Origin of the sequence: Shewanella sp. SM74, assembly GCF_025653725.1 — a bacterium.
Classification (GTDB): domain Bacteria; phylum Pseudomonadota; class Gammaproteobacteria; order Enterobacterales; family Shewanellaceae; genus Shewanella; species Shewanella oncorhynchi.
Genome location: NZ_JAKKRZ010000004.1, coordinates 26,259 through 44,267, shown reverse-complemented (window position 1 = coordinate 44,267; position 18,009 = coordinate 26,259). Strand labels below are relative to the sequence as shown.

General features: G+C 44.9%; 13 protein-coding genes. 7 read left to right on the top strand and 6 right to left on the bottom strand.

What is annotated here, in order from left to right; all coding sequences use genetic code 11:
* The first annotated feature begins 133 nt into the window (after nt 1-133).
* From srmB to L5M49_RS05940, 5 genes are all read left to right on the top strand, one after another.
* Nucleotides 134-1,393, top strand: coding sequence for an ATP-dependent RNA helicase SrmB (gene srmB / locus L5M49_RS05960; protein ID WP_105250089.1), 1,260 nt, complete (start codon nt 134-136; stop codon nt 1,391-1,393).
* Nucleotides 1,394-1,755: 362 nt separating this feature from the next.
* Nucleotides 1,756-2,967, top strand: a complete 1,212-nt coding sequence (locus L5M49_RS05955) for an efflux RND transporter periplasmic adaptor subunit (RefSeq protein ID WP_219250350.1) — start codon at nt 1,756-1,758, stop codon at nt 2,965-2,967.
* Nucleotides 2,967-6,158 (top strand): efflux RND transporter permease subunit, encoded by a 3,192-nt coding sequence (locus L5M49_RS05950; protein ID WP_263265635.1) that lies wholly within the window; start codon nt 2,967-2,969, stop codon nt 6,156-6,158. The genes L5M49_RS05955 and L5M49_RS05950 overlap by 1 nt, the downstream gene beginning before the upstream one ends.
* A gap of 228 nt (nt 6,159-6,386) precedes the next feature.
* Nucleotides 6,387-7,094 carry a TatD family nuclease-associated radical SAM protein gene (locus L5M49_RS05945; RefSeq protein ID WP_263167470.1) on the top strand — a complete coding sequence of 236 codons (708 nt, stop codon included), beginning with the start codon at nt 6,387-6,389 and terminating at the stop codon, nt 7,092-7,094.
* Between the two features lie 190 nt (nt 7,095-7,284).
* A complete protein-coding gene (locus L5M49_RS05940; RefSeq protein WP_263265634.1) occupies nt 7,285-9,522 on the top strand; it encodes a PAS domain-containing protein in 2,238 nt (745 codons plus the stop codon).
* On the opposite strand, the gene L5M49_RS05935 is transcribed toward L5M49_RS05940, so the two are convergent.
* From L5M49_RS05935 to L5M49_RS05925, 3 genes are all read right to left on the bottom strand, one after another.
* Nucleotides 9,503-10,906, bottom strand: coding sequence for a hypothetical protein (locus tag L5M49_RS05935; protein WP_028761621.1), 1,404 nt, complete (start codon nt 10,904-10,906; stop codon nt 9,503-9,505). The genes L5M49_RS05940 and L5M49_RS05935 overlap by 20 nt on opposite strands.
* 95 nt (nt 10,907-11,001) lie before the next feature.
* Nucleotides 11,002-11,556, bottom strand: coding sequence for a hypothetical protein (locus tag L5M49_RS05930; protein ID WP_113939813.1), 555 nt, complete (start codon nt 11,554-11,556; stop codon nt 11,002-11,004).
* Nucleotides 11,549-12,298, bottom strand: coding sequence for a transcriptional regulator (locus L5M49_RS05925; protein ID WP_105250092.1), 750 nt, complete (start codon nt 12,296-12,298; stop codon nt 11,549-11,551). The genes L5M49_RS05930 and L5M49_RS05925 overlap by 8 nt, the downstream gene beginning before the upstream one ends.
* A gap of 429 nt (nt 12,299-12,727) precedes the next feature.
* On the opposite strand from L5M49_RS05925, the gene L5M49_RS05920 reads away from it, so the two are divergent.
* Both L5M49_RS05920 and L5M49_RS05915 read left to right on the top strand, forming a co-directional pair.
* A complete protein-coding gene (locus tag L5M49_RS05920) occupies nt 12,728-13,549 on the top strand; it encodes a cytochrome C (RefSeq protein ID WP_168824862.1) in 822 nt (273 codons plus the stop codon).
* Nucleotides 13,550-13,559: 10 nt separating this feature from the next.
* Nucleotides 13,560-14,084: a hypothetical protein gene (locus L5M49_RS05915; RefSeq protein WP_263265633.1), complete on the top strand. Its 525-nt coding sequence runs from the start codon at nt 13,560-13,562 to the stop codon at nt 14,082-14,084.
* A gap of 181 nt (nt 14,085-14,265) precedes the next feature.
* Here the strand turns inward: L5M49_RS05915 and nhaD are convergent, their stop codons facing one another.
* The 3 genes from nhaD to fba all read right to left on the bottom strand — a co-directional run bounded on the left by nhaD (nt 14,266) and on the right by fba (nt 17,977).
* Nucleotides 14,266-15,735: a sodium:proton antiporter NhaD gene (gene nhaD, locus L5M49_RS05910; RefSeq protein ID WP_173246601.1), complete on the bottom strand. Its 1,470-nt coding sequence runs from the start codon at nt 15,733-15,735 to the stop codon at nt 14,266-14,268.
* Nucleotides 15,736-15,966: 231 nt separating this feature from the next.
* Nucleotides 15,967-16,704, bottom strand: a complete 738-nt coding sequence (locus tag L5M49_RS05905; protein WP_263196716.1) for a YdiY family protein — start codon at nt 16,702-16,704, stop codon at nt 15,967-15,969.
* Between the two features lie 205 nt (nt 16,705-16,909).
* On the bottom strand, nt 16,910-17,977 hold the full coding sequence (gene fba / locus L5M49_RS05900) for a class II fructose-bisphosphate aldolase (protein ID WP_263265632.1): 1,068 nt from the start codon (nt 17,975-17,977) through the stop codon (nt 16,910-16,912).
* Nucleotides 17,978-18,009 lie beyond the last annotated feature (32 nt).

Here is an 18,009-nt window from a genome sequence, read left to right as displayed (position 1 = left end):
AGTAATTAACTTATGCCAATTACCATAAAACTTTACTAACACAGAAGATAAACACAGGAGATCTAGATAAGTTATTTAAGTTAACCGCCATAACCTTTATAATGCTTCGCTATTATCCGTCGAGACGCTGCGCATGCAATTTGAAGATTTCCAGCTTGACCCTAGCTTATTAGAGTCGCTTAATGCCATGGGGCATCATTCACCCACTACGATTCAGCAAGAAACGATTCCTTACGCCCTAGAGCAAAGAGATATTCTTGCGCGCGCCCCGACAGGAACAGGTAAAACAGCAAGCTTTTTACTGCCATCGCTACAGCATTTGATCGACTTTCCCCGTCGTTTTGCTGGACAAGCAAGGGTGCTAATCCTCACGCCAACCCGTGAGTTAGCCAGCCAAATCCACCGTTATGCGAGTCACCTAGCCACAGGCCAAGGTTTAGATATTGCTATCGTTACTGGCGGCGTTCCTTATGGACCACAGGAAGAAGCCTTAGCAGGCAACGTCGATATTCTGGTCGCGACCCCAGGCCGCCTGATGGAATATTTAGACAAAGGCAATTTCAACGCCCAAGAAGTCGATATCTTAATTATCGACGAAGCCGATCGCATGTTAGACATGGGCTTCTCTTCTGTGGTGCAAGCCATTGCTATTGAGGCCCAAGGCCGCAAACAGAACATGCTGTTCTCTGCCACCTTAGAAGGCGGCGGTGTACAACGTTTTGCCCGTGAAGTGTTAAACGACCCGATTGAAATCGATGTCGAAGCCCCTCGCAGTGAAAAAGCCAAGATCCACCAATGGATCCACTTAGCCGATGATAAAGAGCATAAATTTGCGCTGTTGTGTCATCTGCTACGCCAAGAAGATGTCAAACGGACTATCGTATTTGTGAAAACCCGCGACATCGTTTCTAGCCTAGAAGGCCAGTTACTTAAAGTCGGTATTCCCTGCGCCTTTATGCGTGGCGATATGGAACAGAAGAAACGCTTCCAAGCCTTGAGTCGCTTTACTAAAGGTGAAGTCAATGTCTTGTTGGCGACCGATGTGGCTGCACGCGGTATCGATATCGACGATATCACTCATGTGATCAACTTCGATATGCCACGTTCTGCCGACACTTATATCCACCGCATTGGCCGTACTGGCCGCGCTGGCGCAAAAGGTACCGCGATTTCGCTTGCCGAAGCCCACGACATGCGTATCGTTGGTAAAATCGAGCGTTATATCGAGCAACCGTTGAAACGCCGCGTGATCGAAGAGCTGCGTCCAAAGAATAAAGAAGCGCGCACACCGGGTAAGAAAAAAGCCAAAGTGAAAGCGAAAGAAGCTGCGAAGAAAACGAGCAAGAAAGAAGCGGCAAAGAAAGCGAGTAAAATCGCCCGTAAGAAAAAGTAACACCCGCTTAAATTCACCAAACTAAAGCCGCTATATGCGGCTTTTTTATTACCAAAATATAACTTACGTGGGTGATTTTACTAAAAATATCCTGCTATGTTTAATTATATAGAATGAAATGCGGCGGTTTTAGAGCGGTTAACCCCAATGCGTATTCATTCTTATTTCAATATATTCCAATCACCTAACTGAACCTTTCATCACCTTTCTGCTCTAATTTTCGCCCAAATATCGATGCACGATGCGCATATCTGTCACGGCATCACTTTTAGAAACATTTAATTTACAAAAATAAATTTATTGGCGTGGCCGACTCTGCTACTTTAACCCCATTACGCGATTAGCATGGATTTAACCATTATATGATGAAGACCCTACTGAGGAGACTGTCTCCTTTTCTTATTCTGCTGCTGTTTGTCTTTGGCGCAGCCTTATTAATGCAAACGAAGGAGGCGCCAGAACAAAAACCTGAAGAGATGCCCATTCCTATCGTTGATGTCACGCAAGTGACTCAGCAAACAGTATCGCTAAACTTACCTTCCTACGGCGTGGTTACCCCAAAGTATAAAACCCAACTCGTGACCGAAGTTCAAGGCAGAATGCTCACTATCTCCCCTCATTTTGTTGCAGGTGGCATAGTCAAGAAAGGCGACCAATTAGCACAAATCGAGCCCTCAGATTACGAGGCTGACTTAATGCAAGCCGAAGCGACGCTGGCCCAAGCCACCGCCGCACTGAACGAAGAAATAGCCCGTGGTGAAGTCGCTAAAATCGAATTCAAAGGCTACGACAAGGGCTTGCCCCCTGAGTTAGGTCTACGTATCCCGCAACTCAAAAAAGAACAAGCTAACGTAAAATATGCGCAGGCAGCACTGGCGCGTGCCCAACGTAACCTTGAGCGCACAGTTATTCGTGCGCCCTTTGACGGCATAATCAAAGTTAGAAATGTCGATTTAGGTCAATACGTTAGCTTAGGCACTAATCTAGGTGAGCTCTACGATACTCGCGTTGCTGAAATCCGCTTACCCATTTCTAATGATGATTTAGCCTATTTAGAGTCTGTCGATAATCCCGATACCCAAGTCACGCTTAGCGCCTCTTTGGCGGGCAAAGAAAATACTTGGGAAGGCAATATTATCCGCAGTGAAGGTGTTATCGATGCCGAAAATCGCATGGTGTATTTAGTCGCAGAAATCAAAGATCCCTATCTGCGCGCGAATAAAGAGCCAGGTAGCTTACCGCTTAAATACGGCAGCTTCGTCAATGCAGTCATCAAGGGCCGCACTGTCGATGGCATAGTCAAATTGCCCCGCCATGTGGTTCGTAACGACCAAGTCGCCCTAGTCAACGACAAAAATATCATTGAAATGCGCCAAGTAAATGTGGTTCGTAGTGATTTAGAGAATGTGTTCATCAAAGACAGTCTAAAAACGGGCGAACGCGTCGCTACGACCCACTTCAACAGTATGGCAAATGGGCAAATGGTTAAAATCTTAGGTGAAGCGGCATTGCCCACTGAGACACCAAAAGAAAAGACTCCTGAATCGAGTCTTGCGGCCGCTGGAGTCAAATAATGGACACTCAAAAAGGGATCTTAGCTTGGTTCGCCCGCAACAGTGTGGCCGCGAACTTATTAATGTGTGTTTTGCTCATCGGCGGCCTGTTCAGCAGTATTTTGATTAATAAAGAGGTTTTTCCTTCTTTCGAACTCAATTTATTAAATATTTCCGTCGCCTATCCAGGTGCGGCGCCACAGGAAATCGAAGAAGGCATCAATATCAAGATTGAAGAAGCCATCCAAGATATCAACGGCATCAAGAAAGTGACTTCTGTGGCTAGCGAAGGCGTTGGCTCGATTACCGTTGAAGTTGAAGACGGTTACGAAGTGCAGACCATTCTCGATGAAGCCAAACTGCGGTTAGATGCAATTTCAACCTTCCCAGTGAACATCGAAAAACCGAATATCTCACAAATCAAACCTGAGAATAACGTCATTTGGGTTTCTGTTTATGGCGATATGACACTCCACGATATGAAAGAATTGGCTAAATCGGTTCGTGACGATTTAACCCAACTCCCCGCTGTAACCCGTGCGAAAGTCACAGGGGTGCGCGATTATGAAATCGGTATTGAAGTTTCTGAGAATAAGTTACGAGAGTACGGCTTGACCTTCTCACAAGTCGCATTAGCAGTGCAAAACTCCTCCTTAGACTTACCAGGTGGCTCTATTCGTGCTCAAGATGGCGATATTCTATTGCGCACCAAAGGCCAAGCCTACACGGGCGATGACTTTGCCAATATAGTCGTCACAACTCGCGCAGACGGTAGCCGCGTGATGCTGCCGCAAGTGGCGACCATCAAAGATGATTTTGAAGAACGTTTGGAATATACCCGCTTTAACGGCAAGCCCGCTGCGATTATTGAAGTCACCAGCATTGATGATCAAAACGCCTTAGACATTGCAGACCAAGTCAAACAGTACGTCGAGCAGCGCCGCGCCACACTGCCAGCTAACGCTCAACTCGATACTTGGGGTGATATGACCCACTATCTCCAGGGCCGCTTAGACATGATGATGTCGAACATGTTTTACGGTGCCTTGTTGGTGTTTATCATCTTAGCTATGTTCCTCGATCTGAAGTTAGCATTTTGGGTCATGATGGGAATACCCGTGTGTTTCCTCGGCACTATGTTGGTCATGCCGCTCGAACCTTTCTCCATGACGATCAACATGTTGACCCTATTCGCTTTTATCTTAGTGCTCGGAATAGTGGTGGATGATGCCATTGTCATCGGCGAGAGTGCCTACACAGAGGTCGAACGCCACGGTCACTCGGTTGAGAACGTGATCCGCGGTGCGCAAAAAGTGGCGATGCCCGCAACCTTCGGGGTCTTAACCACAATTGCAGCATTTATTCCCATGTTAATGGTTTCTGGCCCTATGGGGATTATCTGGAAATCCATCGGTATGGTGGTCATCCTCTGTTTAGCCTTCTCACTGGTAGAGTCTAAATTCATTCTGCCAGCGCATTTAGCGCACATGAAGTTTAAAAAACCTGGCGCACCAAAGGGATTCTTTGGCCACCTAAAAGCCAATTTTAACGACAGAGTGCAATACTTTATTCACCACAGTTATCGCAACTTCCTCGAGCGCTGTATCAAACACAGATACAACGTGGTCGCGGCCTTTATCGGTGTATTGATTCTGTCGATTGCCTTAGTCGCCAGTGGCAAAGTGCGCTGGGTATTTTTCCCAGACATTCCCTCAGACTTTATTCAAGTTGAGCTTGAAATGGATGAAGGCAGCTCCGAAGGTAACACCTTAAAAGTGGTACAGAGCATAGAAGAAGCCCTGTACAAGGTGAACGAAAAAATGGAGAAAGATAACGGTTATCAAGTGGTGAAGCACAGCTTTATCAATATGAGCTCCCGTACCTCGGCCTTCATTTTTGCCGAACTGACGAAAGGTGAAGACCGTGAAGTCGATGGCGTGACGATTGCTGCGGCCTGGCGTGAACAATTGCCCGAGCTTTTGTCGGTCAAAAAACTCAGCTTTAACGCGAGCACCAACGATGCCGGTGGCGATATTTCCTTCAGATTGACCTCGAGTGACCTCGATGAGCTGTCCGCAGCCTCTAAAGAGTTGAAGCAAAAACTTGCCAGCTATGAAGGCGTATACGATATTGCCGACAACTTTTCATCGGGCAGCCATGAAATTCGCCTCAAGATACGCCCAGAAGCAGAAGCCCTTGGCCTCACGCTTTCCGATTTAGCTCGCCAAGTACGTTATGGTTTCTACGGTTACGAAGCCCAACGGATTTTGCGTAATAAAGAAGAAATCAAGGTGATGGTGCGCTACCCATTAGAGCAACGTCGTACTGTGGGTTATCTTGAAAATATGCTGATCCGCACGCCAACGGGCACCTCGGTTCCCTTCTCGACCGTGGCACAAATTGAAAAAGGTGAATCCTACGCCTCAATTACCCGTGTTGACGGCAAGCGAGCGATTACCATCACGGCAAATGCCAACAAAAACATCGTTGAACCTTCAAAAGTAGTGCAAGAAATCCAAAAAGATTACCTGCCACAATTGCAGGCCAAGTACCCTAAAATCCAAACTGCACTGGACGGTGGCAGTTTGGATGAACAGAATGCCATGGTCGGTTTAATGCAAGGCTTCTTCTTTGCACTGTTCACCATTTATGCCCTAATGGCAATCCCACTTAAATCCTACAGTCAGCCGTTAATCATCATGTCTGTGATCCCCTTCGGGATTATCGGCGCTCTGTTTGGTCACTTAATTCAGGGACTCGCGATGAGCGTGTTAAGTCTCTGCGGCATAGTGGCATTAGCAGGTGTGGTGGTGAACGACTCCTTGATTTTGGTGGACTTTGTGAACCGTGCGCGGGAGCAAGGGCAATCGGTCAGGCAGGCGGCGGTCGATTCAGGCTGTTATCGTTTTAGGGCGATCATCCTGACGTCACTCACCACCTTCGTCGGCTTAGTGCCTATTATTCTCGAACGTAGTTTGCAGGCGCAAATAGTGATCCCTATGGCGACATCCCTCGCCTTCGGTATCCTGTTCTCGACCGTTGTGACGCTAATTTTAGTACCCTTGCTGTACATCATACTCGACGACGTTAAGCGCACTAGCAGCCGCTTCTTCCATTGGTGGTGGCAGCCTAAAAAAGACCATGAAGTGGACTTTACACCTGAGCATTTAGAGCCGCCAGTCCCCACTGACTATAAAAAAGACTATCTATAGGAAGTTAACTAGAAGCAGTTAATCAATATATTGAACCTTAAAAAGAGAGCTTAGGCTCTCTTTTTAATCCTCAGTGCGAGTCAATAACCTCTCAATCATCTATGTCACTTTGAGTCTGCCGCGAGTGGCTTGAGCTTTCAAGTTGCGATCTAGTTGACAGTTATCGCATCAGGCTTTCGCTACACTGTGTTTAAGTCGTCAGCTATCGTTAGAATGAAACCCATCATTATGTCTGAGCATCTGCACAAGCAAAATATTGATAAACCACAAGTTGTCACCACAGAAACCCTAGCGAACGGTCACATAACAGATGAAGTTTGCACAAATGAAACCTGTGCGACTGAAACGCTTGTCTATGATATTCGTCGCAGTCGCTACCTTAATATTACGGGTCGCTGCACCCTGCGCTGCGCGTTTTGTCCGAAACATAATGGCAGTAAACAGATCCACGAATATCAACTGGCACTGTGTCACCAACCTAAGCCCGAAGAAATTATTCCACTGCTTGGCGATGTTAAAGACTTCGAAGAATATGTGTTTTGTGGCTATGGCGAACCGACCTTAAATCTTCCAACTTTGCTGGCGGTGGCGAAAGAAATTAAACAAAGAGGCGGGCGAATACGCATTAATACCGATGGTTTAGGTAATTTAGTCCATAGGCGCAATATTTTGCCAGAACTGGCTAACTGCGTTGATAGTTTATCCATTTCCCTTAATGCGGATAATGAAGCCGCCTATATGGAACATTGTCGCCCCAAACTCGCCGGTTCTTATGCCGCCGTACATGCTTTCATCGCATTAGCGCCACACTATATTGAAACGGTACAAGTTTCGGCCATCGAAGGATTAGCGGGTGTTGATATCGACATCTGTCGTGAACAAGTTGAGTCCTACGGCTGCGAATTCAAGCATCGCATATTAGGTGCCTTAGGCTAAACGGCATTCTAATACAGCCAAAATCGACTGAAATACCCAAGCAGATAACACTGTCGATTACGTGAGTGGTACATGTGTGAATCGTCTTAACTTTTACTCAAGAAATCTTGCTGAGTAACTTGGCACTGTCGTAACAATTCTTTCGTGTTAACATAGCGAAATTAACAGTTCACCCACTCATAATCGGTTCATGCTGAAGAATAACCCAAGCACGTATCCCCTTGCGCCACTGCTCTCTTTAACTCAAGGGATCTATTGGTCGCATCAACGCTTACTCGCTATTGCAAGCCAGCTTTCTATGCTGGTGATTGGCATGATTATTTTAACTCACTTAATCATTACTTTAGGTGAACGACGCCTGCAAGAAGAGTGGGCAACGCAAAGATACAGTGAACTGCAAACCATAGGCTCATTGATCGCAGATAAAGTGTCTTTTCAGCAATTTCGAACCCAAATTTTCGCCAATGGGGAACTGCTAAAACAATACTTAAGCAATCCTACCGCCAAGCAACAACTTAAATTGCAGGAAAACTGGCAAGATCTAGTAAAACATATTCCTGAGTTACTCGGCATTGCACTGTACGATCCCCAAGGTAACTATAAATTCTCAACTCCCCCTAATTTCAATAAAGATGCCTTACCACCGACCTTACTTGGAGCGAGTCGGAGCATGGGTGGCAAGGAGGTCTATACCTCGCCCCTGGAATTTGTTCCGATAGACGGCATGCTTGAACCTTATATGTATCAAATGGCGTGGCTCGAGAAGCCCGATCAGAGTTCTATCGGTTATCTGGTGACGTACAACTCTATGGTAAAAATGCTGGAGGCCATAAAACCAGCCTTTTCGAGCAATAAATCCCCTATGTTAGTGCTGGATACTCAGGGATTACTCTATGCTGGCGCGAGCGATCTCGCCCCTCTAAGCAATATGCCAGAGACCTTAGGAGCAAGTTTAAGACAGAGCTATCCGGCCCTGTGGCGCGATATGTCCATGAGCAACTTTGGACAATTCCACGGTGAAGAAGCCACTTTTGTTTACCTTAAAATCGAACTCACAGCCCAACCTGAGACTCACAGAGAATATTTTTTACTCTCCTATGTGCGCAACTCAGACATAGCAGCTCGTTTCTCACAATGGCAAAACATTGTCATTGTGGCATCGTTAATATTAACGGTTTTAGCCGCTTGGGTTGTACTACTCAGCCACATGTATCGCTTACAACAGCGTTCACGCCAATACAGTATTGATGTTGCTAATGGCTTATTTAATAGTGACATCGGTTTTATGATGGTCAACGAAAATGCCAGAGTCATCAGTGCCAATACTAAAGCGGCACAAGCGACCTTAGTCCCATTAGATGAACTGACAGACCGAAGCCTACAGCGTACCTTATGCCTCGATGATAAAACCTACTCGGAGTTAATGGAGCAGGTACATAAAACAGGTCAATGGTCTGGTGAAATCAGTCTAGACAGTATCGATGGCCCTACTTTACGCGTTCATATCCGCCAAGCACCAAGGGCGAGCCGAGGCTCACCACATCTATTAATCACCCTTGAGGACATCAGTGAGTTAATCAGCAGCAAACAAAATGCTTTTCTCAGTGAGCTTTTATGCGATAACACAGTCGCGACAGCCCTCACAGATGCTAACGGTAAACTGATTAAAATCAATCCAGTATTCGATGCGCTAATGCAACTCAATGGCGATTTAAATCAAGATTTAGCGTCATTACTCGCGAATGATTTGGGCAATCAATGGCAGAGGATCAGCGCCCAAATTGCCATGCAAGGTCAGTGGCAAGGGCAAATTCTATGCTCACCTAAACAGGCGCATTCCAATTGTTTGCAAGCCACCTTGAAGGGTCATGTGGCCGCCGATGGTGAGATTGATTATATCGTCTGCACTTTAGAGCAAGCCGCCGAGCGTGGTCGAGGCACAGAGAAGCGTAACCTTGTGCCCCATCGCAGTACTATTCTGCTGAATTTGGCAGATTTAGAACGTTACTTTAACTCTCTGCCGCCACCAAGCCGTCTCAGTTCAAGCTTACTGTTAATGGATATCAATCCAGAGGGCATGCTAAGCCACATGAGTGATATCGACCAACTGGCAAATCGTCAGCAAGAAATAGAAGTGCAATTATTGCTTGAAATTCCAGCTAATTATCAAATTCTGCATTGGCAGCTAGGGAAGCTCATTGTGATGTTACCTGACACAGATGCCACCCATGCGCACAACTTTGCCCTCAATATGATGGAAAAGCTCAATGGTAATGGCTTAGGGGAAGGTATTAGTATTGGTATTGCGGGTTATCAAGAAGGCCAGACATTAGAGCAATATCTGAATAATGCCGAAATCGCCCTAAAACGGGCGAAGCAAAATAACGATCAGAATATCGGTCAAGCCTTTACTCGTCATCAATCGTAGATTCGGGTGCATTAACGGAGTCAGGCAACTGACTCTGGGTAATTTCTATGATTGCCGAGCGGTTCATGGTGATTTTATAGCGGATATACTGCGGGGCTTCGCGCCCATCACGCAACACTAAAATCAGGTTGACTTGATAGCGCCGCTCAACCGATTCATAACTAATTTTGCCTTCAACTTCCTTATAAATCTTCGCTTTACCCCGTTCTAAATAACGGGCGAAAGGCACTAAGCTAAAGCTCACTTGCTCTTGAATAGTCGAATATCCCGCTTGGAATTCACTCTGATTCACCTTAGTGGCGATTTTATAGTGCAGAATTTCCGCATCGACTTTATTTTGGCTATGTCTGTGCTTTAGAATGTCACTGACTTTTTCCGGTAGATCTTGCTGACGCATAAACTCAAGCCATACCAACTGCTTAGCGATAACCGCCTGACTCGTAGTATCCCGTAAAATGCGGCTCCAACGTGGTCGACCCCGCTGAATAAATCGCCACATGGCATTGCGCACATCGTCCTTAAAGATTTCCCTGAAACCGTAGATCACGGCTAAGGTCAGCACTAGCGCAATAGTAAAACCACTAAAGGCGCCCTGCGCTTGAATTATCAACGCAGACACCACCAACATCACTAACGCGGTTGCCAGTCCTGTCGTAAACTTTTTAAGGCCAATCCCTAAAGGCTTTAACTCTTCTTTGAGTACCACACCTTGTTGGATTAAACGGCGCAACAACAACATCTTGTTAGAGATACGGTTAGGATCTTGCTTAGTTTGCGCTGAGTTGTACTTATGCTCATCACGATAGGCACATTCATTACGGCAGAGTGTGAGTACCCGCTCTAAAATATCGTTGAAATCACTGGTACGAGTGGCATAAGCGAGCACTTTGAGTAACTGCTGCTCACAAAACCAAGACAAGTAGTTATCAGCATTTTCAAAGTAAGATTTCCATTTAGGATCACCTGGTTCGTTACGACGAAACTTTTTCAGCAACTGAGCAATTTGCTCGCGTAATTCGTCGAGGGCAAAATAAAAATGGGTTACATCTGTGATTTGATTGAGTTCTTTAACATCGTTTTCAACCGCAACCGCAAACTGATAGGCGAAAAGATTTAGGTACAATCTGAATTCTTCAACAGTACGGCGATTTAAACTGGCAAAACGCCCCTGCACCAGAGGTAAGTGCAAGCCTTCTGAATAGTATGAGCGACGTCCAACTATTGAGCTGTAGTAGTACTCTTCTTCATTGAGCGTGCGCGAGCCTATGCCCATTTCCTTAGGTAAAAAGAAATAGAGATCGAGTTGACGATTATCGCCCTTTTCCATCTGATGGCTGAACTTAATCGACAGGGATTCTTCTTGCTTTACACGTATCTTAGACACAACACCCTTTTCATGAATCCCTCACAGGAGACTCACCACAGTAATCACAAATCAATGAGCACTAATCTTAACTGAAATAAACTCAAATTCACTGATTAAATTCGACTATTTACGATTCTGCATCCACAAATGGTATTGCTAGGCTGAAAAAGGACCACGGCATAATCTTTGGTGTCATCCATATCTAACACCTCGATACTGAGATTGTGCATTTCCGAATCATTAAAATGTAAGCTGCTGATATAGGAAAGATATTTCATATGTTCTGGCCAATTTTTTTGCTTTTCAATTTCAGATTCCGTTTTCGTTTTAACGGTAACTTTGTAGGTCATGCTATTGGCCTCAATACTGTCGACTTTGCCTTGCATTAAAATATTGCCCGCACTCGTACCGTCAATATTAAAGTAACGATAATTGATCTGCGTATTGTCAGCGGCAATCAAAACATCCACGAGTAGGTAAAATTTACCATCACTGCTAACACTCGAGCTGCCGCTAGGATTGGCACTAGAATGGCGGTCGAATAATTCAGAGCTGCAATTTAAAATCATCGTCTGATTAGTAGCCGACTGTTTGTATATCACACCACAGGCCATAATCAATGCCGACAAGATAACAATATTAATCGTCCACTTTAGCCATTTAGCCACAGATGTTAACCTCCTGCAGCCAAGCAGCATCGATAAAGGTTTTCGGTCGAGTGAAATCACTGATTTTAATATTACGGATCACTGACTGACCGAGTTTTTCGCCTCGAAAAGTAATATTAAGCACTTGTTTATCATGGGACAAAGAAGCATAGACATCAGCCCAATCACTTTGACCGCAGGCGATTAATCCTGCACTTAAGCGCTCACCTAACTCGAAGAGTAAAGTGTTATTAGTATTGGAATCAGCAAATAAGTGTAATCGTACTTGCTGGCCAGAAGCCAAAGGTAATATTGAGGTCATAAGTGCTTGGGTTGGCTTGCTGTGATCCGTATGATTCAAATAAAACACCGAAAACGCTAACATAAACCCGAATAACACTAAGGCACTCCACAAAGGCACTGTGTGCAATCTGAGGTAATTAACACCTCTAAACTCAGTCCCATTAGATGGTTGGAGTAAATAACCTTGGCCTTTCACGGTTTCAATCAAGCCCTCATATTGAGGTCCAAGAAAGCTGCGAAGCATAAAAACAGCACGGGCCACAGAGGTATCAGTTAGCGGCGGATGTTTTCCATCCCCTGTCTTCAGCATGTGCTTAGAAACTAACTTACCTTGATGCTCAACAAGCAAATTAAGTACTTGTAACTCGGCTCGAGGAAGATGCCAAGATTCATCGCGAGACAACTCAATCAGTATGCCTCGTTCCCGATCAAACCTGCAGTCTCCCAATTGCATCAACATCCACTCAACTCCATAAAAACACAAAGTTAAGTCTATGCAAACTAACTAATGATTAATGTGATCTTGCTAACCCAAGTCAGCAAATAGTTAATTTTCGTGAGACGACCTCCAAGTTCAGCGCTATTAGGTAAAAACATGCGTTAACTCACAGGAATAAATGCCATTTAGCACATGGGAAATTCGGCATAAATTTACATAAATATAACAAATATCGGGACGATGAGCACTTTGCAATCTGTTTAGTTAATTAAAATGCATAATTTAAGTCGGTTAATCCTATTGTAGTGACGCTATTTACCGCTCATGTAAAAGGCAAATATCCTCCGGCGTAAATCACAATATTTATCTCAAGCATGCTTAGAATTTACGCCATCAATTTATCTTTAGCATTTGATAAATAGAAGTAATCCTACATAGAGGAAATACATAATGAGCATAAATAGACGTCAAGCATTAACCCGTATTATTGGTATTAGCACCGCTGCGGCAGGTGCAACCCTCATGGGAACATCGGTTCTCGCGGCAACGAATGCCGATGGTCAATATCAATTAGCGATAGGTGAGAAACTTAAATACGTTCCACTTGATGCAATGGCAACAGCAAAACTGGCCTATGAAACGGGTGGTGGTTGTATGCACCAAGTTTTTCATGCCGTTGTGACTATGCTAGCCCAATCTAATAGTGCCGATGCAGACAAGTTCAAAACAATTCCAACGGCATTAGCCGCCTATGGTTTTGCAGGGGTAACGGGTCAAGGCACGCTCTGCGGTAATCTTAATGCGATAGGCATGTTAGTGAATATTTTAGATGACATTAATGGTCACAATAACGCCGTGATAGCTAATACCTTCCGCTACTACGAAAATACAACGCTCCCTTTATCTTCACCTGAATTTGTTACTGGTATTGGCTCGACAGCAGAAAAAACGGCTCTTGTGGGCAGTTCATCAAAAGCCAAGAGCGTGTTATGTCACTCATCTATCAGTAACTGGTCAAAGGCTTCTGGCTTACCATTCGCGAAAAAAGGTGAACGCTGCTACCGCTTATCCGCGTCTATGGCTTATTACCTAGTAGATGTATTGAATCGTGCCTATCAAGGGGAGAATATCGGCGCCCTTGTTGGTAGTAAGCCAACACCAGATGCGCAAGATTGCCAAACTTGTCATGGTAGCACTAGCACACTAGGCTCAGCGGCAAGTGTAAAAACAGACATGGAATGCACCACTTGCCATACAGGGCATTTCAATTAAGGAGACTGTGATGAAATACCCATTACTCACATTGACCCTCGCGACATTAATGCTCGTAGGATGTGGCAGTGACAACAATAACACTGAGCCTGAAGCTCCGCCGACGCAGCCACCTCCCGTCGAAAATGCAGTAAACATTGATGAAGCAACGCAAATAAATCTCAAGCTTGAGCAATTTGACTCGAGTACAGGGACAATTCAATTTTCACTGACGGATGCGCAACAAGAAGCGATCACTGCGGCAAAAACCTATGATATTTACTATTTTGGGTTCCCCGACAAAGCCAAGGAATCCTCGAATCCGAAGGCATGGAAACACTGGCATGTTACCCAAAATTATCGTTGCCAAAGTCTTGGAGAATGCAGCGGTAAATTAACCGAAGTCACAAGCGGTCAATACCAATTTGAGATAGCAGGCTTAGATTGGGCTCAGCAGGATCCAAGTGGTTCAGTGGCACAAATTAAAGTCGCGATTCAGATCTACGGCGCAAAAGCCAATAACGAGCTGGATTTAATTCAAGTGCTACCGCAATAATCCTTCCAATGACATATCCAAACAAATAGAGGCATCCATCGGATGCCTCTATTTTATTCATTGATATCTAGACGTTATGCGATTGAATTTTGTTAGATCGATGTTGTTCGCTAAATAATTCGCTACAAAACGACTCACAAACGTCAATACAGCCCAAAAGATGAATGAGCAGTACTTTTATTTAGAACATCGCAGCATTGAGCCACATATGTACTAAAATGCTCGCGATATAACCCAGCGCAATGACAGGTGTCCAACGCAAATGGGCACCAAAGGTGTAAATCCCCCTAGCTTGTCCCATTAACGCGACCCCTGCAGCACTGCCAATTGACAATAAACTGCCCCCAACTCCTGCGGTTAACGTTACCAGTAACCATTGGCCTAAGGCCATCTCAGGGTTCATCGTCAACACAGCAAACATCACCGGAATATTATCAACAACCGAAGACAACAGACCGATAGCCACGTTGGCATAGGTCGTATCCCAATTGGAATACAAAGCCTCAGATACTAAGCTCAAGTACCCCATAAAGCCAAGGCCACCCACACATAGCACTACACCATAAAAGAACAACAGGGTATCCCATTCAGCGCGGGAGATCCTGCTAAACACATCGAAGGGCACCACACTACCAAGCTGCTGAAGACGCTGCTCGTCCTGACGCAATTCAGCCTTTGCACGTTCGCGGGCAACGGAACGATTGAAGGTTTTGCGCAGATAAAAACCAAAGAATTGTAAGAAACCTAATCCCGTCATCATACCCAATACAGGTGGCATACCTAAGAAGGAATGAGCACACACTGCCGTAGCGATTGTGAGTAAAAACAACGCAACAATTCGCTTAGCACCCGGCTTAGTATAAACATGCTCTTTTTCTGGCTCTGGCACGAAATGTGGGATAAACACACTCATAATGGCAGCGGGTAATGCAAAGTTCACTAAAGCAGGAATAAACAGATGGAAGAAATCGCTAAAGTGCACTAATCCTTTTTGCCACACCATTAAGGTCGTGATATCACCAAACGGGCTAAACGCGCCACCCGCATTAGCCGCAACAACAATGTTGATACAGGCTAGGGTGATAAACTTGCGTTGCCCTGCCCCCACCTTCATCACCACGGCACACATCAATAGCGCAGTCGTTAAATTATCTGCCACGGGTGAGATAAAGAACGCCATAAACCCCGTCAACCAAAATACGGTTCTTAGACTAAACCCACGGCCGACAAGCCAACCACGAATGGCATCAAACAAATTTCGCTCTTCCATAGCATTGATATAAGTCATCGCCACGAGTAAGAAGAGTAGAAGCTCCGCATATTCAAGCAAGTTATGTTTGAATGCCGCTTCCGACACTTCAGACATACCATTTTGTACATACACAAAACCTATCATGCCCCAGATAATCCCTGCCGCGACCAGCACAGGTTTCGACTTGCGTAAATGTAACGACTCCTCAGCCATCACCATTATGTATGCAAGTACAAACACAAAGACGGCAACATAACCCACACTCGAGGCGGTTAAATTAAGCCGTTCTATCCCTTCTGTCATAGCCCATGCTGCAGGTGAGAATCCGCTCAATATTGCAACGCAGAATAGACTCCATAACGCCATTCCACTGCCTTTAAACAACCGCTGTAATTTCATTAAAGTTCATCTCTACGTAGGAAATTAGTCGAAAATTACCATAGCTTCGGCATAGTAAATGTTGATAAAACGCAACTTTCTATGCATTACCCTATAACCAAAGGCGTTTAAAACATTAATTTTTGTATAACTACAGCGATAACTAATAAAGAAACATTTAACTTAGTCTAAAAAGAGCCAATAAAAAAGCACCTCAAAGGTGCTTTTTAGTTTCTAATCAGCGTCACAGCTTTAGAAGGAATATAACAAGGTCATATTGGTTTCTGTATCTGTACTTTTCTTATTGTCCAACGGCTCGCTGTTGTAACGCACAATAATGGCAAACTTCATTGCTAATGCGCCGATAATATTCGCCGTTAACGAAGTTTCAGAACGGGCATCGAGCTTATCACCGTAATCGGCAACGAAACGTTGTTGGAATTTAGAGGTGTCAGTGATTTCGGTTTCAAAGTTGATCACGCCATGAGCGACGACGCTGTCATTGGTGTCATGGCCTTCGATAAGTGCTTGCTCTGTATCAAGACGCTGATAGATATAACCTGGACCGACTTCGACATCTAAAAAGGTCTTGTTAGTATCATAGAATCTATAACCATAACCCGCGGCGCCAGATAGCGTGTAATCATAACCGGTGAAAGGATCGACTTCATAATTACCGTTAGCAAACAAGTAGCTACGATCTGTCATCTTGTAGTTACCTTGTGCACCCGCTAAATAGCGTTTCGCGGTAACAGAACCTGTATCCTCTTTATATAAACCTTCGAGTAAGTACTGATTCTCCCAATCGCCAAGCTCATGCTTAAGATTTAAACGTCCTTTGAATGATGAGGTTTCAGTGTTACCTGTGGTTAAGGTTGCACCAAGCTCAGCTTCACCTGCGAATGTCTCATCGCCTTTTACAAAATCGGCCCCAGCTGTCGCCATAAAAGGTGCAGTCATTAATAGTGCTGCGGTCAGTACTTTCTTCATGTTTATCCGTTCCTGTTCCGTTAAATCCAATCCCTATAAATATCTGTTCGTCCCAGCGATGCTGAATAAGCACATATTAATAAGGGTTAGTATTTTCCCCTGAAAATCTGCGCGATATTAACATTTACGATTAAAAAATGAAAATTGCAGCTATTTTAAGTATAAAAAAACCCGCTTTAGCGGGTTTTTATCTCAGCGATAACGCTTACATATTGATCTTAGGATCTAACGCGCCAGACTGATACGCTTTATACATTGCTTGTAAAGACAATGGCTTAATCTTAGATGCTTGACCTGCACAGCCGAAAGCTTCATAGCGAACCGTACAGATATCGGCCATGGCTTCCATTGATGCTTTCAGGAATTTACGTGGATCAAATTCACTTGGGTGTTCAGCTAAGAATTTACGAACGGCACCCGTTGATGCTAAACGTAAGTCGGTATCAATGTTGACTTTACGTACACCGTGTTTGATACCTTCTACGATTTCTTCTAATGGCACACCGTAGGTTTCTGGGATCTGACCACCATATTGGTTGATGATCTTTAGCCACTCTTGTGGCACAGAAGATGAACCGTGCATCACTAAGTGAGTGTTAGGAATACGCGCATGAATTTCTTTGATGCGGTCGATACGCAGTACATCGCCCGTCGGTTTACGACTGAACTTATATGCACCATGGCTAGTACCGATAGCAATCGCGAGTGCATCAACATGGGTATCGGCAACGAAACGCGCCGCTTCTTCAGGGCTAGTCAGCATTTGATCGTGACTTAAAGTACCTGATGCACCAACACCATCTTCTTCGCCAGCTTGGCCAGTTTCTAAGCTGCCTAAACAGCCGATTTCACCTTCAACTGACACACCACACGCATGGGCAAATGCCACTGTACGACGGGTAACATCAACGTTGTACTCGTACGATGCAGGCGTTTTGCCGTCAGCCATCAAAGAGCCGTCCATCATGACTGATGACATGCCTAATTGGATAGAACGCTGACAAATATCAGGATCGGTACCGTGGTCTTGGTGAATACACACAGGGATATCTGGGTACTGCTCAAGAGCCGCTGCCATCAAATATTTTAAGAACTGTGGGCGAGCGTATTTACGCGCGCCAGCAGAAGCTTGCACTATCACAGGGCTGTCTGTTGCTTCAGCGGCCTGCATAATGGCACGCATCTGCTCTAAGTTGTTAACGTTAAACGCAGGCACACCGTATCCATGTTCTGCTGCGTGATCAAGTAGTTGTCGTAGGGAAATTAACGCCATTTTTTAACTCCAATAATAGGGTGATATCTATC